Source organism: Solitalea agri (genome assembly GCF_023914155.1).
In the GTDB taxonomy this organism is placed as follows: Bacteria; Bacteroidota; Bacteroidia; order Sphingobacteriales; family Sphingobacteriaceae; genus Solitalea; species Solitalea agri.
In genome coordinates this window covers 312,616-337,930 of record NZ_JAMWYS010000024.1, presented here as the reverse complement: position 1 = coordinate 337,930, position 25,315 = coordinate 312,616, and the positions used below count along the sequence as shown (strand labels likewise).

General features: G+C 37.9%; 19 protein-coding genes and 4 tRNA genes. 19 read left to right on the top strand and 4 right to left on the bottom strand.

From position 1 onward, the window contains the following. The first annotated feature begins 453 nt into the window (after positions 1-453). From NF867_RS06210 to NF867_RS06180, 7 genes are all read left to right on the top strand, one after another. Entirely contained in the window at positions 454-1,083 is a 630-nt protein-coding gene (locus tag NF867_RS06210; RefSeq protein ID WP_252586857.1) for an RNA polymerase sigma factor, read from the top strand. Between the two features lie 57 nt (positions 1,084-1,140). Then, the gene (locus tag NF867_RS06205; protein ID WP_252586855.1) at positions 1,141-2,160 is read left to right on the top strand and encodes a FecR family protein; all 1,020 of its coding nucleotides are present in this window, start codon (positions 1,141-1,143) and stop codon (positions 2,158-2,160) included. A gap of 22 nt (positions 2,161-2,182) precedes the next feature. Next, a complete protein-coding gene (locus NF867_RS06200; RefSeq protein WP_252586853.1) occupies positions 2,183-5,641 on the top strand; it encodes a SusC/RagA family TonB-linked outer membrane protein in 3,459 nt (1,152 codons plus the stop codon). Positions 5,642-5,661: 20 nt separating this feature from the next. Then, positions 5,662-7,098: a RagB/SusD family nutrient uptake outer membrane protein gene (locus NF867_RS06195; protein WP_252586851.1), complete on the top strand. Its 1,437-nt coding sequence runs from the start codon at positions 5,662-5,664 to the stop codon at positions 7,096-7,098. 19 nt (positions 7,099-7,117) lie between these two features. Then, positions 7,118-7,891 (top strand): DUF4843 domain-containing protein, encoded by a 774-nt coding sequence (locus tag NF867_RS06190; RefSeq protein ID WP_252586850.1) that lies wholly within the window; start codon positions 7,118-7,120, stop codon positions 7,889-7,891. A gap of 41 nt (positions 7,892-7,932) precedes the next feature. Further along, positions 7,933-9,516 (top strand): PKD-like family lipoprotein, encoded by a 1,584-nt coding sequence (locus NF867_RS06185; RefSeq protein WP_252586848.1) that lies wholly within the window; start codon positions 7,933-7,935, stop codon positions 9,514-9,516. A 280-nt stretch (positions 9,517-9,796) separates the two neighbouring features. Further along, positions 9,797-10,846, top strand: coding sequence for a hypothetical protein (locus tag NF867_RS06180; protein ID WP_252586846.1), 1,050 nt, complete (start codon positions 9,797-9,799; stop codon positions 10,844-10,846). A 155-nt stretch (positions 10,847-11,001) separates the two neighbouring features. Here the strand turns inward: NF867_RS06180 and NF867_RS06175 are convergent. From NF867_RS06175 to NF867_RS06160, 4 genes are all read right to left on the bottom strand, one after another. Next, positions 11,002-11,073: transfer RNA gene (locus NF867_RS06175), tRNA-Glu, on the bottom strand. A 70-nt stretch (positions 11,074-11,143) separates the two neighbouring features. Next, positions 11,144-11,215 (bottom strand) — tRNA-Glu (locus NF867_RS06170). Positions 11,216-11,284: 69 nt separating this feature from the next. Further along, positions 11,285-11,356 (bottom strand) — tRNA-Glu (locus NF867_RS06165). A 71-nt stretch (positions 11,357-11,427) separates the two neighbouring features. Next, positions 11,428-11,499: transfer RNA gene (locus NF867_RS06160), tRNA-Glu, on the bottom strand. Positions 11,500-11,636: 137 nt separating this feature from the next. Between NF867_RS06160 and gap the strand changes: the two genes are divergently transcribed. The 12 genes from gap (at position 11,637) to NF867_RS06100 (ending at position 25,313) form a co-directional block, all read left to right on the top strand. Further along, entirely contained in the window at positions 11,637-12,626 is a 990-nt protein-coding gene (gap, locus tag NF867_RS06155) for a type I glyceraldehyde-3-phosphate dehydrogenase (protein WP_252587122.1), read from the top strand. A 196-nt stretch (positions 12,627-12,822) separates the two neighbouring features. Then, a complete protein-coding gene (locus tag NF867_RS06150) occupies positions 12,823-14,010 on the top strand; it encodes a phosphoglycerate kinase (protein ID WP_252586845.1) in 1,188 nt (395 codons plus the stop codon). Between the two features lie 114 nt (positions 14,011-14,124). Beyond that, positions 14,125-14,772, top strand: coding sequence for a DUF47 domain-containing protein (locus tag NF867_RS06145; RefSeq protein ID WP_252586844.1), 648 nt, complete (start codon positions 14,125-14,127; stop codon positions 14,770-14,772). 23 nt (positions 14,773-14,795) lie between these two features. Then, positions 14,796-15,836 carry an inorganic phosphate transporter gene (locus NF867_RS06140; RefSeq protein WP_252586843.1) on the top strand — a complete coding sequence of 347 codons (1,041 nt, stop codon included), beginning with the start codon at positions 14,796-14,798 and terminating at the stop codon, positions 15,834-15,836. 263 nt (positions 15,837-16,099) lie between these two features. Continuing rightward, positions 16,100-16,576: a division/cell wall cluster transcriptional repressor MraZ gene (gene mraZ / locus NF867_RS06135; RefSeq protein WP_252586841.1), complete on the top strand. Its 477-nt coding sequence runs from the start codon at positions 16,100-16,102 to the stop codon at positions 16,574-16,576. After that, positions 16,563-17,459 carry a 16S rRNA (cytosine(1402)-N(4))-methyltransferase RsmH gene (gene rsmH / locus NF867_RS06130; protein ID WP_252586839.1) on the top strand — a complete coding sequence of 299 codons (897 nt, stop codon included), beginning with the start codon at positions 16,563-16,565 and terminating at the stop codon, positions 17,457-17,459. The genes mraZ and rsmH overlap by 14 nt, the downstream gene beginning before the upstream one ends. Positions 17,460-17,472: 13 nt before the next feature. Continuing rightward, positions 17,473-17,862 (top strand): FtsL-like putative cell division protein, encoded by a 390-nt coding sequence (locus NF867_RS06125; protein WP_252586836.1) that lies wholly within the window; start codon positions 17,473-17,475, stop codon positions 17,860-17,862. Continuing rightward, positions 17,852-19,951, top strand: coding sequence for a penicillin-binding protein (locus NF867_RS06120; RefSeq protein WP_252586834.1), 2,100 nt, complete (start codon positions 17,852-17,854; stop codon positions 19,949-19,951). The genes NF867_RS06125 and NF867_RS06120 overlap by 11 nt, the downstream gene beginning before the upstream one ends. Before the next feature lie 3 nt (positions 19,952-19,954). Then, positions 19,955-21,418: a UDP-N-acetylmuramoyl-L-alanyl-D-glutamate--2,6-diaminopimelate ligase gene (locus NF867_RS06115; protein ID WP_252586832.1), complete on the top strand. Its 1,464-nt coding sequence runs from the start codon at positions 19,955-19,957 to the stop codon at positions 21,416-21,418. A 33-nt stretch (positions 21,419-21,451) separates the two neighbouring features. Next, positions 21,452-22,696 (top strand): phospho-N-acetylmuramoyl-pentapeptide-transferase, encoded by a 1,245-nt coding sequence (gene mraY / locus NF867_RS06110; protein ID WP_252586830.1) that lies wholly within the window; start codon positions 21,452-21,454, stop codon positions 22,694-22,696. Between the two features lie 2 nt (positions 22,697-22,698). After that, positions 22,699-24,042: a UDP-N-acetylmuramoyl-L-alanine--D-glutamate ligase gene (gene murD, locus NF867_RS06105; RefSeq protein ID WP_252586828.1), complete on the top strand. Its 1,344-nt coding sequence runs from the start codon at positions 22,699-22,701 to the stop codon at positions 24,040-24,042. A gap of 125 nt (positions 24,043-24,167) precedes the next feature. Beyond that, complete coding sequence (locus tag NF867_RS06100; protein ID WP_252586826.1) at positions 24,168-25,313, top strand: FtsW/RodA/SpoVE family cell cycle protein; 1,146 nt, start codon at positions 24,168-24,170, stop codon at positions 25,311-25,313. Positions 25,314-25,315: the final 2 nt, after the last annotated feature.

Sequence of the window (25,315 nt, the reverse complement as noted above, 5' to 3'; positions counted from 1 at the left end):
TCAGCTAACTGTTCCGGAGCAGCTAGTTGTTTGATGTTTCTGACGTCAAAAGTAGAAGAGAGGTTGCAGTTGAAATGCAAGTTTACTGTAACAAAAATGCTATGCAATGTATATGTTACAACAATGTACCTTGTAATGCATTGTAGGTTTGATTGTCAGTTGGTTATTCTGATATTGTTTCAGGCCAAAACCTACTCGAACATTTATCACATGAATTATTTGATCGGAAAGGAGTGTGGTGAATGAAGTGGTCAATTAAAAAAACAGGAAGGAGTAAATCCTTTTTTCTTGTTGGATATAAAAAGTAATGTGAGTGAAATTGCCCACTATAATTGTATCATTTTTAGTTGAATACTATCGATTTGTTAATCTATCGCTTTGATTTTTAATATGATTATTTATTTTTGGCCACCTAATCCAAATTAATTTTTTTTTGAAAGTAGTAGTGTTTTGATGAAAAATAAAGAATTTGATGATCAGCATATTTGGACCTCATTCAAAAATGGCGACGAAAATTCTTTTGAGCTACTTTTTCGAAAATTTGTAAACCCACTCTATAATTACGGTTCTAAATTCACTTCTGATAAAGATTTAATTAAAGAATGCATTCAAGAGCTGTATGTAACTCTTTGGACTCGTAAAGAATTTCTGGGTGATCCCGCTTCACTAAAAAATTATCTTTATAAATCATTCCGAACCACTATCTACAAAAGGTTAAATAATAATTCAAAGAACGTTTCATTAGAGGAATCTGAAGAGTATCCGTTCCATGTTGATTATGGGATAGACCATGATTTGATCAAATCAGAGAATAAGCAGCATTTGACAAGAGAATTGGAAAAAGCGATGGCAGCACTTACTGATCGCCAGCGCGAGGCCATTTTCTTAAAATTTTACGAAGGTTTAAGCTATGAAGAGATCGCCGCTATCATGGATATTACGGTAAAAGGAACCTATAAATTAATGGCCCGGGCTTTAGCTGAATTAAAGACAGCTCTTCCTCCACAGGTTAAAATGTTTCTACATTTATTACTCACCAAACCCGCCTTTAAACTTTTAGAAAGTTTTTGTAAAGATTATTGATTTTCATGGGGTAAAATGAAAACTGTTGTGCTACTATGAATAACAACAGTTTTTATAATGTCCGGATCATTCAGTAATTACGAACTACACGATTTCATTAACAACGAGTCATTTGTCAATTGGGTTCAGCATCCTTCTGCAGAGGAAGAAACCTTTTGGCAACAATTTCAACTTGATCATCCCGAAAAAAGAGAAATCATTAATACCGCTCGCCGGTTGGTGGATGCTGTTAAAATTAATGAGGTTGCACTACCCGAAAATGAAGTAGAGCAGCTTTGGTCAACAATTCGTTCAGCGTCGAATTTAGAAACTAAAGTAAGACGCTTATGGATTCGATGGGCAGCAGCTGCAATTCTTACCGGTATTTCTATCGCAGGCGGTGCCTACTATTATTACCTCAACTCTAGGGTACTTATTCAAAGTGCCATGGGAATGGTTAAGCAGGTAACCCTACCTGACGGATCGCTGGTAACCCTAAATGCTAATTCAAAAATTTCTTATGAGCGCAATTGGAGCAAACATCCCGAACGGGAAGTATGGGTTGAGGGAGAGGTGTTTTTTAATGTTGTCCATTTAAACAAAAACGAAAAACAGATTAAAAATGAAGAGCGCTTCATTGTTCATACCGGCGATATGAATATTGAAGTTTTAGGAACCACATTCAATGTTAATACACGCAGAGGTGAAACCAAAGTGAGTCTTAATACGGGTAAAATTAAGGTCGATTTGAAAGCTGTGGCTAAGAAATCGGTAATTATGAAGCCTGGAGATGTAGTTGAATTCTCGAAAAGGAACCAAGTTTATAAGCATAGTCAAACCAATACCCAAAAACTATCACTATGGACTTCAAAGCAGTTGTTGTTTGAAAATACAACAATGTTGGAGGTGGCTACCATTATTGAGGAAACCTATGGAGCTAAAGTAGTATTTAAAGAGGAGGAGCTTAAACGAAGAACATTAACTGGAACAGTTTCATGCAGTTCAGAAGATGTTTTGCTAAATGCAATTTCAGCCTCTCTTCAAATTAAGATTGAGAAAAGTGCCGACGATAAAGAAATCATCATCAGCAATCAATAAGAATTTAATCCTAATCCAACTAATGAAGAAACATTTACAAACAGTATTGATTGGTCTGCTTTCGGCTGGCCTCTTACATACGGAGGTCTATGCTCAGGCATATACTGATATAAACCGTACGGAGAGTGATCATGATACGGAAGTAGTAACCATTGGAAAGTCGAGAATAGCTCTTGAAGATGCTTTCCGGATTATTAAAAGCAATTATAATATCAACCTTATTTATGAAGGTGGAATTACTACGCAAAAGTTTGTTGATTTCAGCCCGAAAATGCTGAAGGAAAAAAAGCCGGAAACGGTATTAAACAATTTGTTATTTCCATTCAATTTAGGTTTTGTAAAAATCGACTCGCAGAATTATTCGATTTTTAAGCGGATGGAAAATACTGCAGAAAGAGAACCTACTGTCGTAAAGCATGAAGTTTCGCTCCTACAGATCGGAACGGTAAGCAATATCGATGCAAACTCAGCAGCTCGCGTAGCAAAAGGAAAAGTTCTGGAAGCCAATTCGGGACAGCCTTTGCCGGGAGTTTCAGTAAGTATTAAGGGTAGCAGTATTGGAACTTCTACCGATGCTGAAGGGAAATTTCAATTACAATTAACCGATGATGTTACGGTGTTGGTTTTCAGAATGATTGGCTTTAAGGAGCGAGAGATAACTGTTTCGGCTTCAAATATGGATAAGCTAGTTGTATTGATGACTGAAGATGCACAAGCGTTGAAAGAGGTTGTGGTTACCGGTAATATTGTTCGTAATAAAGACAGCTTTACCGGAGCAACGGCCACTTTTAAAGGTGTGGAATTGAGAAGTTTGGGCTCTCAGAATTTAGTCCAAAGTTTAAAAACATTGGATCCTGCATTTAAGGTAATTGACAATAATCTTTCAGGATCTAACCCTAACTCACAAGCTCAAATCGAAATTAGGGGCAAAACAAGTACTCCTAATGCTTCTCTGGTAGACGAATATAATACGGATCCAAACTTGCCATTATTCATTTTAGATGGCTTCCCGGTTACATTAACCATTGTTCAAGATTTGGATATGAACCGAATTGCGTCTGTTACTATATTGAAAGATGCTGCCTCAACAGCTATATATGGTGCCAAGGCGTCAAATGGTGTTGTTGTTGTTGAAACAGTTAAACCAAAAGAAGGCCAGTTACGAGTGAGCTATGCTGTAAACAGCGAAATCAAGACAGCGGATTTATCTGATTACAACTTGATGAATGCAAGTGAAAAACTGGAGTTCGAACGCCTGTCTGGTCGATACAAGAACTTACCAAATGATCCAAGCTACGTTAATCAGTTAAGGTTAGATAGTTTGTACAATGCCCGCTTAATAAATGTTCAGCGGGGGGTAAATTCATACTGGTTGAGCGAGCCTTTACAACAAGGTTATAGTTTGCGTAACTATTTATATGCCGAAGGAGGAACTAATGAACTTCAGTATGGGGTGGGCGTAAGCTATAAAAAAGAAAATGGTGTGATGATAGGATCAGGAAGGGATACTTGGGGTGCAAATATTAACCTTAATTATAAAAAGAATAAGTTTCTTATTTCCAATCAGCTATCTGTAACAGGTTTCAATGCAAGTGAGTCAACCTATGGAAGCTTTAGTGCATTTGCCAATGCTAACCCGTATTATCCAAAGTATAATGCCGATGGATCGATTCAGAAATACTTATCGTTTGTTTCAGATAATAAAGACAAACCTGTAGTAAACCCTTTGTATAATGCATTGCAGAATAATATTGATACAAAAGATAACCTCGACTTAAATAATAAGCTTCAGCTTGTTTGGACCTTGGCACAAGGTTTTGATGTAAAAGCCGGGATGCAATTAGTGAAAGCAAATCAGGAAGCTATTCTTTTTGTACCTGCTGATAACTCAAGGTTTGATAAATTAAGTGTATTTGAGAAAGGTGCATATACTAATACTCAACTGCAAACTTTCTCAGCCACTGCCAACCTTCGATTGTCATATAACAAAACATTCAATAATAAACACGTGGTTTATTTTGATGCGGCAACTGAAATTGAACAAAATGAAAGAGACGCATTAACATCTACGGCGGTAGGTTTCCCTTATGGAAGTAATGGAAATCCGGCTTTTGCCTATTCTTTTACACCAAATTCTACCTATAATACTTATTTAAGTGATTACCGCAGAAATAATATTCTGGTTTCAGGTAACTATTCATTTAATAACAGATATTTTGTTGATGCTTCATATCGTTTAGACGGTTCAACAGCCTTTGGTTCAGATAATTTGTATTCTCCGTTTTGGTCAACCGGTATTGGTTGGAACTTGAAAAATGAATCGTTCATGCAATCATTAACCTGGTTGGATCGATTTAGGGTTACGGCTGTACTGGGTTTAACTGGTAATCAGAGTTTTGGTTCATTTGCTTCTGTTTCAACCTATAATGTTCTTACAACTCCAAACGTGTTTGGTAGTGGTTATGAATTGGAGGCTTTGGGGAATTCTGAATTGGAATGGCAGAACACCAAAGAAAAAAGTATCAATACCGATATATCATTTTTTAACCAACGTTTAACCCTGTTAGGTAGCGTTTATCAAAAATATACCGATCCATTAATTATAGTAACTGATTTACCTTCTTCAACCGGTATTGTAAGCTATCCAATGAATGTTGGTCACCTGGATACTCGTGGCATTGAAGCTACCGTACGTTTTTCACCAATTTATGATTTGCAAAAACGCATTGTGTGGACCATTGCCCTTAATGGTTCGGTAGTAGACTCTAAATACGGAGGATTCTCAAACAAACTTGCGGCATTAAATGATAAGGCGGAAGCGAATAGCCAGTCGATTTCAAGAGCTTTAGAACGCTATATAGATGGTTATAGTCCGAATGATATTTGGGCTGTTCGTTCAGCAGGTATCGATCCTATTACTGGTCATGAAGTGTTTATAAAGAAAGATGGTTCTACCACATTTGATTATGATCCTAATGATGTAGTGAAAGTTGGAAATACTCGTCCTAAGTTAGAAGGGGTAATAAGTACCACGTTCGCTTATAAAGCTTTTTCGATGGGGGTGTATTTGAGATACCGAGTTGGAGGTGACTATTTTAACACTGCCTTATATAATAAGGTTGAAAATATCACTTGGGATGCAATTGAGAGAAATCAAGACCGACGTGCCTTGTATGACCGTTGGCAGAACGTTGGTGACATGAGTTCATATGCCGGAATATATATAGTTAATACTACTGGAAATGCGGCAACACCTATGTCTTCGCGTTTTGTTCAGCGTGAAAATACGTTAACTGGTGAGTCGATCAATTTTGGTTATTCGTTCCCTAATTCGAAATGGCTTAAGCCAATGGGCATTAGCAATCTTAGACTAAATGCTACAGCTAATGATATTTTCAGATTATCCACTATTAAGGCCGAACGGGGAACCGAATATCCTTTTGCAAGGACCGTTTCATTTTCTCTTAATGCCTCATTTTAACCTTAGTGATTTTGTATAGTATGAAAAAAATATTAAAACTTACTCTTCTATCAATGGGGATATTTATTACCTCTTCCTGCAACAATTGGTTAGAAGTGCAACCTGAAACTAAGTTTACCGAAAATCAGGTTTTTAGCTCTGTAAATGGTACAGCGAGTGCGCTGAATTCTATTTACATTAAATTGGGTGATAACAAATTGTATGGAGCGAACCTGACTTCAACCTTTGTTGAAATTTTGGCGCAGCGCTATAAGATTTCTTCCGTTCATAATAAATACCAATACGTACAATATAACTATACCGATCCAGATAATGTATCAAAGGATGTAGACGTAATTTGGACGAACCTTTATGCGAATATTTTATCAATTAATAATTTTTTAGATAAAATAGCTATCAATAAAGGTGTTTTAAACGGAAAAACTGACTCTTTATTTAGAGGAGAAGCACATGCATTAAGAGCAATGTTACATTTAGATGCTTTGCGCTTGTTTGGTCCAATTTATTCGGTTGACTCTACCTCGGCAGCTATTCCTTATATTGATAAAGTAGGTAATTCAGTTTCTCCACTTTTGCCTGCCAACCAAGTGATGAGTCATGTTTTAGCCGACCTATCAACTGCTGAAGGTTTACTTTCAACGGCTGATCCGATAGTAACTGGTCAGGGAATTAAAGCAGGTACAACACCTGATAATTACAATTATAACAGACAATACCGCTTAAATTATTACGCTGTTAAGGGGCTGAAAGCTCGTGCAAATTTATACAGGGGAAATAAGGCGGCTGCATTGGTTGATGCAAAGGCGGTAATTGATAAGCAAAGCTATTTCCCATGGGTTATTGCTGCTGAGGCTGCAGCGTCTATCAATCCCAATAGGATTTTTACCACCGAAGTATTGTTTGGAACCTCTAACAATAAACTTCCTGATTTACACAAAAGCTTTTTTAATGCTGAAGTATTTGATCAAACCCTATTAGCACCTGAAAATACCAGATTGCAATCAGGAGTTTTTGAGAATAATACCAATGATATTCGATTCAGCAATCAGTGGAAACAAACCAGGGAGTTCAAAACATTTGTAAAATATGCTGACATAGCTGATAACCTTAGAGAAAGCCGATATATGATTTCGCTCTTAAGAATGAGTGAAATGTATTACATCGCTGCAGAATGTTTGGCAGCAACTTCCCCTGCAATGGCCGTTGATTATTTAAATATCGTTCGTTCAAAACGCGGATTGGATCCTTTAAGTAATTCAATTACCGAATCAGCTGTTATGACTGAGGTTCAAAAGGAATATAAAAAAGAGTTTTTTGGCGAAGGACAGTTATTCTTTATGTTCAAAAGATTGAACCTTCCAACAATTGAAAATGGGGTACAAGCAACCGGCGTCATCAATATGACAAAAGCGCAGTATGTGCTTCCTTTACCATTGTCTGAAACCCAATATCGTTAAGTACTTAAAAAATAATAAGATGAGATTGTTAATTAATTTCTGTATAGTTTCTTTTTCAGTGCTATTTCTTGCTTCATGCGAGAGCGATGAGCTTGAAACATATTCTGGTCCTAGCAGCATTTACTTTTCAAATGCAGTTGGCTTTAGTATAAATTCTACTCCGTTGGATACACTAATGTATTCATTTGGTAGAACACCTGCATCCATTTCTTCAGTAACACTTACGTATCCTGTTAAAATTACCGGAAGTTTAGCTGATAAGGATAGATTTTTTGCTGTAAAGGTCGATGATTCATCCACCCTTAAGGAGAATATCGATTTCAGTATCCTTACCGACTCCTTAATTATCAAAGCAGGTAAATCTACAGGAACGGTAAAATTGACGGTGAAGAGAACGCCTGAAATGAAAACTCAAAACCAGAAAATTTATATTTCATTGGTTTCTAATGAAAACTTTGTCACCGAAATTTCAAATAAAAAGGTGATGAGAGATAAAACGGTTAAAAAAATATTAACTACCAAGTTTGTAATTAATGATTTTCTGGTGGCTCCACCTCGTTGGTTAGCAAGCTATTTGGGCCCATTTGGTATAAATAAGTATACTATCCTTGTAAACCAGTTAGAGGTCGATCCTGATCGTTTGTATAGTAATACAAGTTCATCTTATTCGGTAGCAGAGTGTGCCTCAATGGGAGTAGCATTAAGCAGATATTTAAAAAATCAAAGTGATGCCGGTACACCTGTTTATATTGAAGACGGAGTTACCTTAATGACTTCCGGAGCAGGTCTTTAGAAATCATCTTGTAGCAGTTTTTACACATTAGTAATATTATTATGAAACCAAGATATACAACTTTCTTTTCGCTACTGGCCCTCTTTTTACTTGGAGCCTGTTCAAAAGATCTAGGAAATTACAATTACACCGATGTTAATAAAGTAACTATAGAAGGAGTGGAAAAGGAGTATACCGCAAAAGTGGCATCTCAGTTTGTGGTCCAACCAACACTTTTGGCAACACTTAATCCAATTAGTGCTGAACCAGCCGATACTTCCTCATATTCGTATGAATGGGCTTGTTATCTGAGCAACACCAAGAATATCATTGGAAAGAGTAAGAACCTTGATTATACGGTAAATCTTTTACCTGGTAATTACCCGGTGGTTTATACAATTACAGATCGTAATACGGGAATTGCATTTATACAAAAGTTTAACTTGAGGGTTGAGAATGATATTTCATCCGGCTGGTTGGTTTTAAGTGATGTTGATCAAGCTTCACGCTTAGACATGGTGAACTTTGTTAATATGCAGCCTACAGTTCACATAGATGTTTTGAAAAAAACAGGTTCAGAACTTAAGCTAAAAGGAAAGCCAAGAGGAGTTTACTTTTTCTCCTATCAATCTAATGCAACAAATGCCATTTATATTTTTACAAGCGAACAATCAACCCGCTTGTTTAATCAAACACTTCGCTGGCAAACGATTTATGATTTATCGTATCAGATATCTTCTGAAATGGTAAACAATGGTATTGGCGATTATCTTTATCCTGAATCAAATACGACGAGTTATTTGGTTACTGACAAAGAACTTCAATACAATGTGTTATTGGGTTCTAATCTTCGGGCATATGGTACCCATGTTAATTATTATGCAGATGGAACAGGAAAGCTTGTGAAATTTAACGTTTCACCATATGTTGCTAATTTCAACGTTTCTTCAGGCCCTTATGCAATTGTTTATGATACGGAAGCCCGTCAGTTTTTAAGGCATGTTAATTTAGCTTCTCAGTGTGTGACTATGCCAGCTCCAACCGGGTTGCCAAGTGTTGATGCCGGAGCCGGTGTTGAATTTGATCCTCAAAATGTAGGCAAAGATTTGGTTTATATGACCGCCACTTCTGTAGGTATCGACAAGAGATATTGTACCGCTGTAATGAAAGATCCTGCAAATGGTAAATATTCACTTATCCGTTTTGAGTTGAGTAATACAGGCACTCCGCTAATTACCCAAGCGTATAATAAAGAGTTTTCTGTTGATGCTAATATTGCACAAGCCGAAAAATTTGCTGTTCACCCTGCAACAGGAAGATTGTTTTATAGCGTAGGCTCCAAGCTTTATATGTTTGATTTAGCTAGCTCTCAGTCTAAGTTGGTGCTGGATAAAGGGACTTCCAAAATCAGTATGATCAAATTCAATAATTTTGAAAATGAATCAACAACATCAAATGGAACTACTGTATTCAGACAGTTTTTTGGCAAGTTGCTAGTTGCAAGTTATGATCCAGCAAAGTCATCAGAAAGCAATGGTACGCTTGAAACTTACCAGGTTCCAGACCTTTTCTCGGGTGATTTAGTACAGGAACAATCTTATTCTGGATTCGGTAAAATTGTTAGTGTTACTTATAAAGAGAGATAAGGTAGAATCTCAGTAACTTCTTTTCATAACTAATATAAATGCATCCCGACAAGGTATTGTCGGGATTTTTGTTTTGGAAAAATTAATATGAATGTCTAGATTGAAAAACGGAAATTAAACTTTTAGTCATTTTTTCATACTATTAATATGATTTTCAGCGTTTATCCTATCGTAAAAAAAACTTTTTTGCCTTTTTGTAAAGTATTTTAAATGAAGGCGTTGCGGATAAATTTGGAATTTAGTTATATTCGTCCATTACTTGGCTCTTAACAAACGTATTATGAAGAACGTTTACTATCTAATTAACCTGGTGATTTTTGTTTTTTTGCTTTCCTCATGTATAAAAAACGAAAGATCGAATGCCGTTATCCATGAAAAGGAGGAACGGCCCAAAAAATCAGCTCCCGCTGTTTTAGGTTCTGAAAAACTGAATTTCAAGAAAACATTTACTGGAAAAATCAACAAACGTGAGGATGTAGTTGTGAATTTATCGGCAAAAGAAGGAAAAGTGAAAGGTTTCGCCGTAATTAAAAAAAGTGGTAAACGTATTCCGATAGAAGGTGAAATTGATGAGCAAGGCCACTTAGAAGCCAAAGCTCTTTTCGAAACAGGATTTAAACAGATTGTAAAAGCGGATATTCAAAATGGTCAGTTATCCGGTGGAATTATTGATCCTAAAAATGAAAGAACTGATTCAGTAAGTTTAAAAGAAACCTTTATTGGTACTCCGGATAAAGATATTCAATGGGTGAAAGATCCGGGATTAAATGATAATGGCTTTAAACAAATCTTATGGCTGCAAAATCGTTTCGATCCGCACATGAATGATTCATTGGTAGCCATTACCGTAAATACCGAATATGTTTATACCTGCCCAAAGCCAGTGAGAGCTGTTTTAGGATATTATAGTACAATGGCAGGAGCAGATTATTCCGCTTCCGACGGCGACCCTAATACAAACTATTCGGGTTTTAAAAATCTGTTGATCGATGCACTGGATTTTGAATTTCAAGGTTCTGAAAAGCAAATCCGTTTTTTGACGGGTTGGTTTAAAAAAGAACCCAAACTGCTAAAACAGATCAATAACGGATATTTTGTTTCTTACGGCTCGAGTTGGTTCCGCCAGTTCGATTCAATTAATATGAAATACGAAGGCGACTCAATTATTGTTAACTTCTCTTATTTTGATTGTGATATGAATAAATCTGATCGATGGGAAATCATCGGAACCGGTAAATTTAGGGTGGATGGAGATATGATTCGCCTAATTGAACAGAAAGCTGATACGGTAAGAGTGGCTGCCATACCACAAATGGCAGTTTCAAAATAGAATATAGTGATAAGAATTTTTAAGGAGCACTGAATCTCAGTGCTCTTTTTATTTTTTATGTGCCTGAAGTTGTTCCATTCTGAAATAGAAAGGAGAAATTCATATAAAAACAAAAAGCCTGCAAATAAAATTTGCAGGCTTTTATATGAAAAGTGTAGCCCGTACGGGAATCGAACCCGTGTTTCCAGAATGAAAATCTGGCGTCCTAACCCCTAGACGAACGGGCCAATCATTCAAAATTTTAATCAAATAGAAAAAGCTTACATCTTAAGCTTTACTACTAAAAGTAAATTTTAGTAGCCCGTACGGGAATCGAACCCGTGTTTCCAGAATGAAAATCTGGCGTCCTAACCCCTAGACGAACGGGCCAATCATTCAAAGTTTTGTAAAATAGAAAAAGCTTACATCTTAAGCTTTGCTACTAAAAATAAATTTTAGTAGCCCGTACGGGAATCGAACCCGTGTTTCCAGAATGAAAATCTGGCGTCCTAACCCCTAGACGAACGGGCCAATCATTCAAAGTTTTGTTAAAATAGAAAAAGCTTACATCTTAAGCTTTGCTGCTAAAAAGCTATTTTTAGTAGCCCGTACGGGAATCGAACCCGTGTTTCCAGAATGAAAATCTGGCGTCCTAACCCCTAGACGAACGGGCCTTTATTTTTTTAACGGACTGCAAAAATAAGAGAAAAATGATACGATTGAAATTTTTTTTTAAAAATCATTTTTTCGCGGTATTGGACCTTGAAACTGATATTTTTGGGGGCCAATATATCAAGCAATTATGTCAAAAATAAAAGTAGCCATTAACGGGTTCGGCCGTATTGGGCGTGTGTTTCTTCGTCGCGCCTTATTGAATACATCTATTGAAATCGTTGCCATTAATGATTTAACAGATGCAGCAACAATGGCTCACTTGTTTAAGTATGATTCTATTCATCGCACTTTTCAAGGTGATGTTAGCTTCTGCGAAGATCATTTAATTATAAATGGCCATCGAATTAACATATATCGTCAGGCAGATCCAAAGCAATTGCCGTGGGCTCAGCTTGATATTGATGTTGTTATTGAATCGACAGGAAAGTTTACACAAAAGGAAAAAGCGGATTTACATTTAAAAGCGGGTGCTAAACGTGTAATAATTTCTGCTCCTTCACCTGATAAAGAAGTTCCTACCATTGTGTTGGGTGTTAATGAGGAATTATTAAAAACAGATAAGAAAATAATCTCCAATGCTTCTTGTACCACTAATAATTTGGCACCGATGATAAAAGTATTGGATGAATTATGGGGTATAGAGAGCGGTTATATTACTACTATACACTCATATACGGGTGATCAATCGTTACACGACGCACCTCATAAAGATTTAAGACGGGCGCGTGCCGCGGCACAGTCGATAATTCCTACTACTACTGGTGCTGCAAAAGCAATAACTTCTGTTTTTCCTCATCTTGATGGGAAATTGGGGGGAGCCGGAGTTCGTGTGCCCGTTCCTAACGGTTCCCTTACAGACTTTACATGTATTTTAAAGTCGGTACCAACAGTTAATGAAATAAATGAGGCTTTCTTAAAAGCATCAGAAAATGAACTAAAAGGAATTGTTCAGTATACAGTCGATCCCATTGTTTCGGTTGATATTCTGGATAATCCGTACTCATGTATTTTTGATTCTCAGCTTACTTCGGTGGTGGGAGAGATGGTGAAAGTAGTGGGTTGGTATGATAATGAGTTCGGTTACTCCAGCAGATTGACAGAATTGGTGGTAAAATGGTTACAGTAAAGTTCTCTTTTATAACTAGTTAATGAATGGATATTCATTGACAAAACTGTTTACTCTATTTTATTATTGTTTTAACAAAAACTAAAGGATTATCGTATTTTCGCAGCGCTTAGAATCTATCGGGGAGGATTCGTTGGAAGTAAAACAATTAATAGTTTACTCAATACGTATTAGTTACTCATAGTTAATATAAAATATGAAAACCATAGACAATTTTAATTTTTCAGGAAAGAAGGCTTTGATTCGCGTAGACTTCAATGTGCCACTTAACGAGAACTTTGAAATTACCGACGATACCCGTATCCAGGAATCGGCACCTACTATTAAAAAGATTTTAGCTGATGGCGGAATGCCAATCATTATGTCGCACCTTGGTCGCCCAAAAGGTGCAGAAGACAAATATTCATTAAAACATGTAAAAGATCATGTTGCCAAGGTGATGGGCGCCGAGGTTGTTTTTGCTTCTGATTGTATTGGCGAACCTGCCGAAACAGCAGCAGCTTCATTAAAGCCAGGGCAAATTTTATTACTTGAGAACCTTCGTTTTCATAAAGAAGAAGAAGCAGGTGATGAAGCCTTTGCGCAGCAATTGGCTAAACTGGGTGATATTTATGTGAATGATGCTTTTGGTACCGCACACCGTGCTCATGCTTCCACAGCTATCATTGCTAAATTCTTCCCACAAGCTAAATGCTTTGGTTACTTAATGGCTAAAGAAATTGTAGCGATTGATAAAGTACTGAAGAATGGTGAAAAGCCAGTTACTGCAGTTTTAGGAGGATCAAAAGTTTCTTCAAAAATTACCATTATCAATAAAATGCTTGATACCGTTAATAACATCATTATTGGTGGCGGTATGACCTACACCTTTGTAAAGGCTCAGGGTGGTAAAGTGGGAGATTCGATCTGTGAAGACGATAAAATGGATCTTGCACTGGACATTTTAAAGCAAGCCGAAGCTAAAGGAGTTAAAATATTTATTCCTGTTGATGTGCTTGCTGCTGATGCATTTGATAATAATGCAAATACCAAGGTGGTTAATGTAAATGAAATTCCTGATGGATGGCAGGGACTTGATGCAGGACCGAAAACATTGGCCAGTTTTGCAGAAGTAATTAAAAACTCTAAAACCATTTTGTGGAATGGTCCTTTAGGAGTTTTTGAGTTCGAGAATTTTTCTGCCGGTACAAAAGCATTAGGTGATGCTATTGGAGCTGCAACTGCTAACGGTGCATTCTCCCTTGTTGGCGGTGGGGATTCAGTGGCAGCAGTTAAGCAATTCGGTTACCAGGATAAGGTAAGCTATGTTTCAACAGGTGGTGGAGCAATGCTTGAATCACTTGAAGGTAAAGAATTACCAGGTATTAAAGCTGTTTTAGAATAACATTATGAATGAGGAGGTAGGTATTAACCCATCTCCTCATTTTTTTGTATATAAATTTTGTATTAAATTAATTATCAATATCCTTTTGCTGCCTGTTAATCAACAAGCTGTGTTATGTCGTTAAACTCAATTTTTCAATTTTTTGTTCCAAAGGACAAGAAATTCTTTCCTCTGTTCGAGCAAGCAACAGAAAATCTTACTACCATGTCGGCCGTAATGATCGAATTGGTAAATACAAAAACGGTTGATGAGCGTAATGCTTTGATCCGTAAGATCGATGATTTAGAGCATGTGGGTGATAACATCACTCATAATATTCTAACTGAACTGAGCCGTAATTTTATCACTCCGTTTGATCGTGAAGATATTCATGACCTTGCATCAGTAATTGATGACGTGGCTGATTATTTAAATGGTTCGGCCAAGGATTTTCTGCTTTACGATATAATGGATTATTCTCAGGCTGTTAAAGACCTGGTAAATCTTATTCACGAAGGTGCACAGGAGTTGAAGATTGCTGTAAGGGAATTGAACAGTCTTAAAAACATTACCCTAATCAGAGAAGCTATTGTTAAAATCCACAGTGTTGAAAATAAAGCCGACAATGTACTGGATCAAGCTTTAGCTGATTTATTCAAGCATGAAGACGATGTAAAAGAGCTGATTAAAATGAAAGAGGTTCTTTCAATGCTTGAATTAGCGACCGATAAATGCGAAGATGCAGCTAACGTTATCTCTTCAATTGTATTAAAGAACTCATAGTTTAACAGAGAAAAGCTTTCCGAATGACCCTGTTGATCACCATCATCGTTTTAGCCTTCGTGTTTGATTTTATCAATGGCTTTCACGATGCAGCAAATTCTATTGCTACAATTGTTTCCACCAAAGTATTAACGCCTTTTCAGGCTGTTATATGGGCAGCTTTCTTTAACGTAATGGCGTTTTGGATATTCGAACTTCATGTTGCAGATACCATTGCCAAAACTGTTAAAACTGACGCCATTACTCTCGAAGTAATTTTCGCGGGTCTGTCCGCTGCCATCATCTGGAACTTAATTACCTGGTGGGCGGGGATACCATCCAGCTCCTCACATACACTTATCGGTGGTTTTGCCGGTGCTGCTATCTCACATGCAGGCTTTGACGTGGTAAAAATGGATGTGGTTCTTCCCATCTTGTTGTTTATCGTTGCAGCTCCAATTATTGGTATGTTGGTTTCCTATACAATCTCAGTCATTATGCTATGGCTAAGCAGACGAGGGAATCCTTATAAGCTTAATAACACCTTCAAAGGTCTTCAGTTGCTTTCATCGGCATTGTTTAGCTTAGGACATGGTGGTAACGATGCCCAAAAAGTAATGGGTATTATAGCGGCTGCTTTAGTAGTATATGCCAATCAGCATCCCGATAGTATTCCGCAATGGATGGTAGTTGTGCGCGAAGCCGGTAAAATTAAGCATATTCCTGCCTGGGTTGTTATAGGTTGTTATTCTGCTATTGGTTTTGGTACGCTGTTTGGCGGTTGGAAAATCGTTAAAACAATGGGAACCAAAATAACCAAAATGACTCCTTTCGAAGGAGTTGCGGCTGAAATGGCTGGTGCAGCTACACTTTTTACCACCGCTGAATTAGGTATTCCCGTAAGTACTACACATACCATTACAGGTTCAATTATTGGTGTTGGACTTACCAAGCGTATATCTGCTGTGCGCTGGGGGGTTACAATCAGTCTTTTATGGGCGTGGTTATTAACTATTCCTGTTTCGGGCTTGTTCGCCGCCGGATTCTATTGGCTATTAAAAATTCTTCATATTGTAGCGAGATAAAATACGGCTCGCTATTCTCCCCACTTTTCTCCACGCGAAAGCAATTTTGTAATTATATAGTTCTTTCGCCTGGAGAATTTATTTCTGCCTAACTATTTCTTCTTTTTTATAATCTGCGTTTTTGGCTTAAAAATGTGGAAAATCTATGTTTTTGACTATCAGTATGAAAGCCCGTTTCTGTGGAAAACTTTTGTGGTAAAATGTGGGAGTAAGTGGAAATAATATCTACCTTTACATAGATATTTTGGAAAAAGACCACTTACATGACACAATTCATCGGAGAATATGACTGCAAAGTTGATCCCAAAGGAAGGATTATGCTTCCTGCCGGGCTCAAAAAGCAGCTTCCTGAAGAAGCGTCGGACAAGTTTGTGATTAACAGAGGGTTTGAGAAGTGTTTAGTACTTTATCCTTTCAATGTTTGGCAAAATATCAGTGCCGAAGTAAATAAGCTAAATCTTTATAATCAGAAGAATAGGAATTTTGCCCGCTATTTTTTTCGCGGAGCAACTGAACTGACTCTTGATACTAATAACCGTTTGTTATTGCCCAAGTCATTGCTTGAATACGCAGGTATCGATGGAGAGTTAGTATTGTTCCCTTATTCAGATCGGATTGAAATCTGGTCGAAAGAGGCTTATGATAATTTATTAAATGAAGAACCGGAGGATTTTGCTTTGTTAGCTGAGGAAGTGATGGGCGGAAAAGCCGGAGAAAGGAGTTTTGATGAGCTACCATAATCCAGTAATGTTAAAGGAATGTCTTGAAGGGTTGAATATCAATCCTGATGGAGTATATGTTGATGTGACATTTGGAGGAGGGGGACACTCTAAAGCTATTTTAGCTCAATTGAACAACGGAACGCTTATTTCGTTTGATCAAGACCCTGATGCTGAGGCCAATGCACCACAAGACGATCGATTCATCTTTGTAGCACAAAATTTCAGGTACCTAAAGAAGTTCTGTAAAATGAACGGCTTTACGCAGGTTGATGGAATCCTAGCCGATCTTGGAGTTTCTTCTCATCAGTTTGATAGTGCTGAAAGAGGGTTTTCAATTCGTTTTGATGCCGATTTAGATATGCGTATGGATCAGGCATCTGATCTAACTGCAAAAAAGGTAATCAACGAGTATGAAGAAGCTGAACTGCATCGGATTTTCGGGATGTATGGTGAGATCCAAAATTCGAAAACATTGGCTAAAACAATTGTAATAGCTCGATTAAGAGAGCCAATTGAAACAATTGCTCAGCTTAAGGAAGTAGTTAAGCCCCTGGTGAAGAGAGGGAAAGAGAATCAGTATTATGCTCAGTTGTTTCAGGCAATCAGAATTGAAGTAAACCATGAATTGGAGGCTTTGGTAGAGATGCTTGAGCAGGCTGCTGAAATATTAAAGCCAGGAGGTCGTTTGGTGGTAATGTCTTATCACTCGTTAGAAGACCGATTGGTAAAGAACTTCATTAATAAGGGCAAGTTTAGGGGTGAGGTAGAAAAAGATTTCTATGGAAATGAAATAAAACCATTGGAAGCTTTTACCCGTAAAGCAATTGTGCCAACGGATGAAGAAATAAAAGAGAACAATAGAGCACGCAGTGCAAAACTCAGAATAGGAGTGAAGTTGTAAGATGAGTGAAAGAATGCAAAATACACTGAGAGACGATCTTGAGCCAAAGCTTAAGGAAGTGCCGAAAGAGCCAAAAGCTTTGCCACGCAATTTCTTTACGTTATTGCTGAAAGGTGATTTCATCACTGAGAAAACAGCCATTTCTTGGCTGCCGTATTTTGTGTTTTTGGGAGGAATAGCGATGGCTTACATCACTAATCGTCATTTTGCTGAGCGGAATATCCGTGAAATTGATAAAGCCAATAAAGACCTTAAAGAGCTAAGGTGGGAATACATGACTACCAAAGCCGAATTAATGTTTTTGAGCAAGCAGACGGAAGTTGCGGCACGAGCCGAAAAAATTGGATTAAAAGAGTCGATAGAACCACCTAAAAAAATAGTGATTCAAGAGAATGAAAATTAAAACTGACATATTACTCCGTGTTTACATCGCGTATGCTGTCCTGTTTATTTTCGCTTTTGCTATTATTTTCAGGATTTGGCAACTACAATTTGTGCAAGGCGAAAAATGGTCGAAAATGGCCGATAGCCTGAGTACTAAATTTGTAAATGTTGAGGCTGTACGCGGTAGTATTTATTCAGAAGACGGTAGCCTGATTGCTACTTCAATGCCGGAATACGAGGTTCGTATGGATGTTAACGCCGATCCGATTACGGATGAGATATTTAAAGAGAAAATAGATTCATTAAGTTCCCGCCTTTCCAATTTATTTCTGGATAAATCTAAAGATGAGTACATCAGAGCATTAAAAATGGCCCGTTCAGAAGGTCAACGGTATTTTTTAGTACAGCGTAAGGTAGATTACAATCAATTAAAAGCGTTAAAAACGTTCCCAATTTTTAACATGGGACGATATAAGGGTGGTTTAATTGTTCTTCAAAAAAATAAACGGATACTTCCTTTCAAATTATTAGCCTCAAGAACCATCGGTTATTATGTTGATAAACAAAAACCGGTAGGATTGGAAGGTGCCTATAATGAATACATAGCCGGTAAAACAGGTAAACGATTAATGCAACGCATTGCGGGTGGAGTTTGGATGCCAGTGAACGATGATGTTGAAATTGCTCCGGTTGATGGTAGCGATATTATCTCAACTTTAAACGTCAACATTCAGGACGTTGCCCAAAATGCACTTCAAAAGCAGTTGATTGCACAAAACGCCTCAAGCGGTACGGTGATTTTAATGGAGGTGGCAACAGGAGAAATTAGAGCAATTGCCAACTTACAGCGAGTTGCTCCTGAGCAGTATGAAGAAAAATATAATGTGGCTGTTGGATCAGCAACTGAACCAGGTTCTACATTCAAATTGGCATCATTCCTTGTAGCGCTTGAAGACAACAAATTTAGTTTGGATGATACTATTGATGTAAGCAAAGGCTATTGTGTATACCGTAACAGGATCATGAAAGATTCGCACTTGATTAAGGATAAGCGAGTTACCATGAAGAATGTTTTTGAGCAATCATCAAACGTTGGCACCTCTTTGGCCATTACCAGGGCTTATAAAAATCATCCGGAGAAGTTTGTTGAAGGGTTGGAGCGATTGGGTTTAGGTCGAAAAATGGGCATTCAGATACCTGGAGAAGCCCGTCCGATGTTTAAACATCCTGGCGATAAAGGTTGGTCTGGAACAACGCTTCCATGGCTTTCAATTGGTTATGAACAAACCATTACACCACTTCAAACGCTTACATTATACAATGCGGTTGCAAACAATGGTACCATGGTGGCACCTAAGTTTGTTAAAGAAATTAAATATCTGGGTAAAACCATTGAAAAATTTGATACCAAGGTTTTGGTTGAAAGAATAGCTTCAGAATCAACTATCCAAAAGGCCCATGAATTATTGGAAGCGGTTGTGCAAAATGGTTCAGGTAAGGCATTAAATACTTCGGTGTTCCCGATTGCAGGCAAAACCGGAACCGCTCAAATCGCTGACGGAACTAAAGGGTATAAAGTGAAGCGTTATCAGGCTTCCTTCTGCGGATATTTTCCGGCGAATAATCCTAAGTACTCAATGATAGTGGTGATAAACGAGCCAACCAATCAGTTGTACTACGGAGGCGCTGTTGCTGCTCCAGTGTTTAAGGAGGTAGCCGATAAAGTTTATGCTACTCAATTAGAGATTCATCCTGGAGTTGAAAAACAATATGTTTTAAATGATAAGGAAGTGCCTTTGGCAAAAGTCGGTTACAGAACAGAAACAGAATATATCTACAATAAACTTAAAGTGTCTTATAGTGAGAACACGAAAGGGAATTGGGTTCAAACTGCCCAGCATGATAATTCGGTAGAAATGAATGAACGAAATGTGGCTGATAAAGCCGTTCCGAATGTTGTAGGTATGGGTCTTAAGGATGCGATTTACATTTTAGAAAATGCAGGATTAAGGACGGTTGCAAGAGGATGTGGTAAGGTTGTAGGGCAATCGATGACCGCAGGCTCACCAATAGTTAAGGGTAGAACAATAGGGTTAGAACTAAGGTAACTTATGAAACAGTTAAGCAATATTTTAGGAAACATTACAGTACTTGACGTTAAAGGAGCATTGGAAATACCAGTGGCTTCCATAACTTTTGATTCAAGAGCTGTAGGTAAAGATTATTTGTTTGTTGCTGTTAAAGGTACCGCAGTTGATGGACATAAATTTATTCAGCAGTCGATAGAAAAGGGAGCAACTTCGATTTTATGCGAAGAGTTTCCGGAGGTTATTCTGCCTAATGTAACCTACATTAAAGTTAATGACAGCCATGCAGCACTGGGTTGGTTAGGAACATCATTCTATAATCAGCCATCTTCAAGGTTGAAATTGGTAGGAGTAACCGGTACTAATGGCAAAACCACTTGTGCTACCTTATTATTTAACCTTTTCAGAGGCCTGGGTTATAAATGCGGATTGCTTTCAACGGTTCAAAACCAAATTGAAGACAAGATAATCCCTTCAACACATACGACTCCTGATGCCATTGCTTTAAACGGACTATTGGCTCAGATGGTTGACTATGGTTGTGAGTATGTGTTTATGGAAGTTAGCTCCCACGCTATTGCTCAAAAACGTATTGAAGGTTTGGCGTTTGCTGGTGGAATGTTCACCAATATCACTCACGATCATCTCGATTTTCATAAAACTTTTGACGAATACTTAAAGGTTAAAAAAACATTCTTCGATCATTTGCCTTCAGGTGCTTTTGCACTAAGTAATGTGGATGATAAACGTGGAATGGTCATGCTTCAAAATACAAAGGCTACAAAAAAAACGTACAGTTTACAAAGTATGGCCGATTTCAGAGCCAAACTATTAGAGGATCATTTTACTGGTATGCTTTTACACATTGACGGGGTAGAGGCCTGGTTTAAAATGGTGGGTAAGTTCAATGCCTATAATTTATTGGCAGTGTATGCTTCAGCTATTTTATTAGGACAGGACAAGCAAGAGGTATTAAGTGTATTGAGCAATCTGACCGGAGCGGAAGGTCGTTTTGATTATATAGTAGCACCGAATAAAGTAGTTGGCATTGTTGACTATGCACACACTCCTGATGCGGTTGAAAATGTGCTGGAAACCATTCGCGAAATTCGTCGCCCTTCAGAAAAGATCATTACGGTAATTGGGTGTGGGGGAGATCGCGATAAAACCAAGCGCCCGGAAATGGCAAAAGTAGCTTGCGACTTAAGCGATAAGGTTATCCTCACTTCTGATAATCCTCGCACTGAAGATCCTCAGGTAATCATTAAAGAAATGGAAGCAGGAGTTCCAATTACGAAAAAAGGATCTACAGTTTCAATTTCAGATAGAAGAGAAGCCATTAAAACGGCTTGCATGCTTGCTCAACCTGGCGATATTATTTTATTGGCCGGCAAGGGTCACGAAAAATACCAGGAAATTAATGGTGTAAAACATCATTTTGATGATAAAGAAGAAATACTGATTCAATTTAGGAATCTGACAAACTAATACAATTAAACTAAGCGATAAACTAACTGAACTATGCTATATTATTTGTTCACTTGGCTTGATAAACAATATGATTTCCCGGGAGCAGGAGTGTTTCAATACATTTCGTTCCGTACGGCTATGTCGGTAATTGTTTCTTTAATTTTTACCACAGTTTATGGACGTCGACTGATCAATCTGTTGTTAAGATTGCAGGTTGGTGAAACAGTTCGTGACTTGGGTTTAGCCGGACAAAAAGAAAAACAAGGCACCCCAACAATGGGAGGTCTGATCATCTTAGGTGGTATACTTATTCCAACTTTATTATTCGCCAAACTGAATAATGTTTACGTGATCCTGATGATCATTACTACTGTTTGGATGGGAGGAATAGGTTTTCTGGATGACTATATCAAAGTATTTAAAAAAGATAAAGAAGGCTTAGCCGGTCGTTTCAAAATTTTAGGGCAGGTAATTATCGGGTTGATTGTTGGAATAGTGATGTATTATCACAAGGATGTGGTTATTCGTGAAAAATTGCCAGCTCATCAGATTCAGGCAACACAGGTAAAAAGTTATGATGCAAAGGCCATCAGTTCGAGTCACTTTGGCCCTGATATGAAGTCGACTAAAACCAATGTTCCTTTTTATAAAAATAATGAATTCGACTATGGTAAGGTGCTTAAGTTTCTGCCAAACTATGAAAAGTACACGCCGATAATTTTCATTCTGGCAGTTATTATCATTATTACTGCGGTTTCAAATGGTGCTAATATTACCGATGGTATTGACGGGTTGGCCACAGGAACTTCTGCGATTATTGGAGTCGCATTAGGAATTCTCGCTTATTTGTCGGGTAACTTAATTTTTGCCGATTACCTGAATATTATGTACATCCCTGATTCAGGAGAGTTGATGGTATTTGCTGGTGCATTTATTGGTTCATGTATTGGATTTTTGTGGTACAATGCTTTTCCAGCTCAGGTATTTATGGGCGATACTGGAAGTCTTGCATTGGGAGGTATCATTGCCACATTTGCCATTATCATTCGCAAAGAGTTATTGATCCCTGTTTTATGCGGTATTTTCCTCGTTGAGAACCTTTCTGTGATCATGCAGGTTTCTTATTTCAAATACACAAAGAAGAAATTTGGCGAAGGACGACGTATATTTTTAATGTCGCCATTACATCACCATTTTCAGAAAAAAGGTTATCATGAATCGAAGATCGTAACCCGGTTCTGGATCATCGGAATCATCCTGGCTATTATTTCTATTGTAACCCTAAAACTCCGTTAGTCATGGCCTCGCAAAAGAAAATAGTTATTCTTGGTGCCGGCGAAAGCGGAGTAGGCAGTGCTGTATTAGCGCTGAAACAGGGTTTTGATGTCTTTGTATCCGACTTTGGCGCTATTGCTGATAAATACAAAGATCAGCTTACAGCTCGTGGTGTTCGATTTGAAGAATTACAGCATACAGAGGAGGAAATACTTTCGGCCGATGAAATAATTAAAAGTCCGGGTATACCTGACAAAGCTCCGATTATCAAAAAGATTCTAGAAAAGGGGATTAAGATCATCTCGGAGATTGAATTTGCAGGGAGATATACCAATGCTAAAACTGTATGTATTACCGGAAGTAATGGTAAAACAACCACAACCATGCTTATGTATCATATTTTGAAAAAAGCTGGTTTAAATGTGGGTTTAGCAGGTAACGTGGGACAAAGTTTTGCACGCCAGGTTGCCGAAGAAAACTTTGATCATTATGTCTTGGAACTAAGCAGTTTTCAGCTTGATAACATGTATGAGTTCAGGGCAGATATAGCGATTCTTCTGAATATAACTCCTGACCATTTAGATCGATACGATTATAAAATGCAGAATTATGTTGATTCAAAATTCCGCATCACTCAAAATCAAACAACTACTGATGCTCTAATCTACTGTCTGGATGATGAGGAAACAATGAAAGTAATGGCTGAACGCACATTTACAGCCCGATTATTTCCATTCTCACTCAACCAACAAGTGGATGAAGGCGCATATACAACAAAAGACACTATTAATATTCAAACCGATAAAAAACAATTTAGCATGAACATCTCAGAATTAGCATTGCAGGGTAGGCACAATGTGAGCAACTCTATGGCGGCAGGAATTGCTGCGAAATTACTCGAAATCCGAAGCGAAAGCCTGCGCGAGAGTTTGGGTGATTTTCAAAATGTTCCGCACCGTTTAGAGCACGTTGCTAAAATCCAAAGCATTGAATTCATCAATGATTCAAAGGCCACTAATGTTAATTCGGTTTGGTTTGCGCTCGAAAGCATGAACACAAAAGTAGTATGGATTGCTGGTGGTGTTGATAAAGGAAACGATTATTCTATGCTTTTCGATCTTGTAAAAGATAAAGTGAAAGCTATAGTATGCCTTGGAAAGGACAACAAAAAGATTCACGAAGCTTTTGATGATAAAGTAGAAATTATTGTGAATACAGCTTCTGCTAAAGAAGCGGTAAATGTAGCATATCACTTGGCTGCTAAAGGCGAAACAGTTTTACTTTCTCCAGCTTGTGCAAGTTTCGATTTGTTCAAAAGCTACGAAGATCGTGGTGATCAGTTTAAAGCTGCGGTGAAAGAACTCTAAAACCTCCGCTCTCAATGTGGAAATGTTGATAGATTTTATTCATAAACAACGATATAATTTAAGATTTTAAGGCTCAACATTAAACCGAGCCTGTTTTAAAAAATAATTAACGAGAACAGGGTTACATGAACTGGATTTTACAACAAACGCGGGGCGACAAGTGGATTTGGCTGGTGGTGTTTGCTTTATCGATGATATCGGTCTTGGCCGTGTACAGTTCAACTGGCACATTGGCTTACAAGAGTGATGTTAATCCCTTTCATTTTTTGATTAAGCACGGAACCATGATTGTTGCCGGTTTGGCCATCATGTATTTCGCTCATTTGCTTGATCATCGTTACTATTCTCGTATTGCTCAATTACTTCTTTGGCTATCTATTCCTTTGCTACTTTATACCTTGTTTTTTGGTAGCAGTATTAATAATGCTAGCCGTTGGGTGACTTTGCCAATTATTAACCAAACATTTCAGTCTTCCGATTTGGCCAAACTGGCCTTGTTCATGTATTTGGCTCGTTCAATTACCAAACGACAAGAAAAGATCAAAGATTTTAAAGAAGGGTTCCTTCCAATTTTTATTGCAGTTATTGGTGTGTGTGGTTTAATCGCTCCAGCCAATCTTTCTACGGCTTTAATGATTTTCGGCACCAGCATGCTGTTACTATTAATTGGTCGGGTGAGTTTTACTCAAATGGCAATGGTTGGTATAGCGGGAGCTATCTTGGTGGCTTTTGTGGTTTTCTTTGGTCCTCGTCGTGGAGTTTATAAAGCTCGTGTTGAGGCTTTCCTGCATCCCGAAATGGTGCATTCTGATAAGAATTATCAGAGTGATCAAGCCAAAATTGCCATTGCAACAGGTGGATTATTGGGCAAGGGGCCAGGTAATAGTACACAGCGAAACTTTCTTCCTTCTCCCTATGCCGATTTTGTTTATGCAATAATTATTGAAGAATACGGTATGATGGGAGGGTTGATAATTTTGGCCTTGTACCTTGTCTTTTTGTACCGATGTGTTAAGATAGTTTCTCGAAGTCCCAAGGCATTTGGGGCTTTGCTGGCGGCCGCTTTAAGTTTTAGTCTTGTTATTCAGGCCTTTGCTAATATGGCTGTAGCCACTAATTTATTCCCGGTTACTGGGGTTGCACTTCCGCTGGTAAGTATGGGTGGAACATCTATTTTGTTCACAAGTGCCGCTTTTGGAATTATTTTGAGTATCAGTCGCGATTTGGAGGAAGCAGAAAAGAAAGAGTCAACAACAGCCGCGACTGTCTGATT

Coding starts and splice junctions, on each gene's coding strand:
- NF867_RS06125 (WP_252586836.1), top strand. CDS start 17,473: ATGCAAAATACACTGAGAGACGATCTTGAGCCAAAGCTTAAGGAAGTG.
- NF867_RS06100 (WP_252586826.1), top strand. CDS start 24,168: ATGAACTGGATTTTACAACAAACGCGGGGCGACAAGTGGATTTGGCTG.
- NF867_RS06185 (WP_252586848.1), top strand. CDS start 7,933: ATGAAACCAAGATATACAACTTTCTTTTCGCTACTGGCCCTCTTTTTA.
- NF867_RS06150 (WP_252586845.1), top strand. CDS start 12,823: ATGAAAACCATAGACAATTTTAATTTTTCAGGAAAGAAGGCTTTGATT.
- NF867_RS06190 (WP_252586850.1), top strand. CDS start 7,118: ATGAGATTGTTAATTAATTTCTGTATAGTTTCTTTTTCAGTGCTATTT.
- NF867_RS06195 (WP_252586851.1), top strand. CDS start 5,662: ATGAAAAAAATATTAAAACTTACTCTTCTATCAATGGGGATATTTATT.
- NF867_RS06180 (WP_252586846.1), top strand. CDS start 9,797: ATGAAGAACGTTTACTATCTAATTAACCTGGTGATTTTTGTTTTTTTG.
- rsmH (WP_252586839.1), top strand. CDS start 16,563: ATGAGCTACCATAATCCAGTAATGTTAAAGGAATGTCTTGAAGGGTTG.
- NF867_RS06200 (WP_252586853.1), top strand. CDS start 2,183: ATGAAGAAACATTTACAAACAGTATTGATTGGTCTGCTTTCGGCTGGC.
- NF867_RS06140 (WP_252586843.1), top strand. CDS start 14,796: ATGACCCTGTTGATCACCATCATCGTTTTAGCCTTCGTGTTTGATTTT.
- mraY (WP_252586830.1), top strand. CDS start 21,452: ATGCTATATTATTTGTTCACTTGGCTTGATAAACAATATGATTTCCCG.
- NF867_RS06205 (WP_252586855.1), top strand. CDS start 1,141: ATGTCCGGATCATTCAGTAATTACGAACTACACGATTTCATTAACAAC.
- mraZ (WP_252586841.1), top strand. CDS start 16,100: ATGACACAATTCATCGGAGAATATGACTGCAAAGTTGATCCCAAAGGA.
- NF867_RS06120 (WP_252586834.1), top strand. CDS start 17,852: ATGAAAATTAAAACTGACATATTACTCCGTGTTTACATCGCGTATGCT.
- NF867_RS06145 (WP_252586844.1), top strand. CDS start 14,125: ATGTCGTTAAACTCAATTTTTCAATTTTTTGTTCCAAAGGACAAGAAA.
- murD (WP_252586828.1), top strand. CDS start 22,699: ATGGCCTCGCAAAAGAAAATAGTTATTCTTGGTGCCGGCGAAAGCGGA.
- NF867_RS06210 (WP_252586857.1), top strand. CDS start 454: ATGAAAAATAAAGAATTTGATGATCAGCATATTTGGACCTCATTCAAA.
- NF867_RS06115 (WP_252586832.1), top strand. CDS start 19,955: ATGAAACAGTTAAGCAATATTTTAGGAAACATTACAGTACTTGACGTT.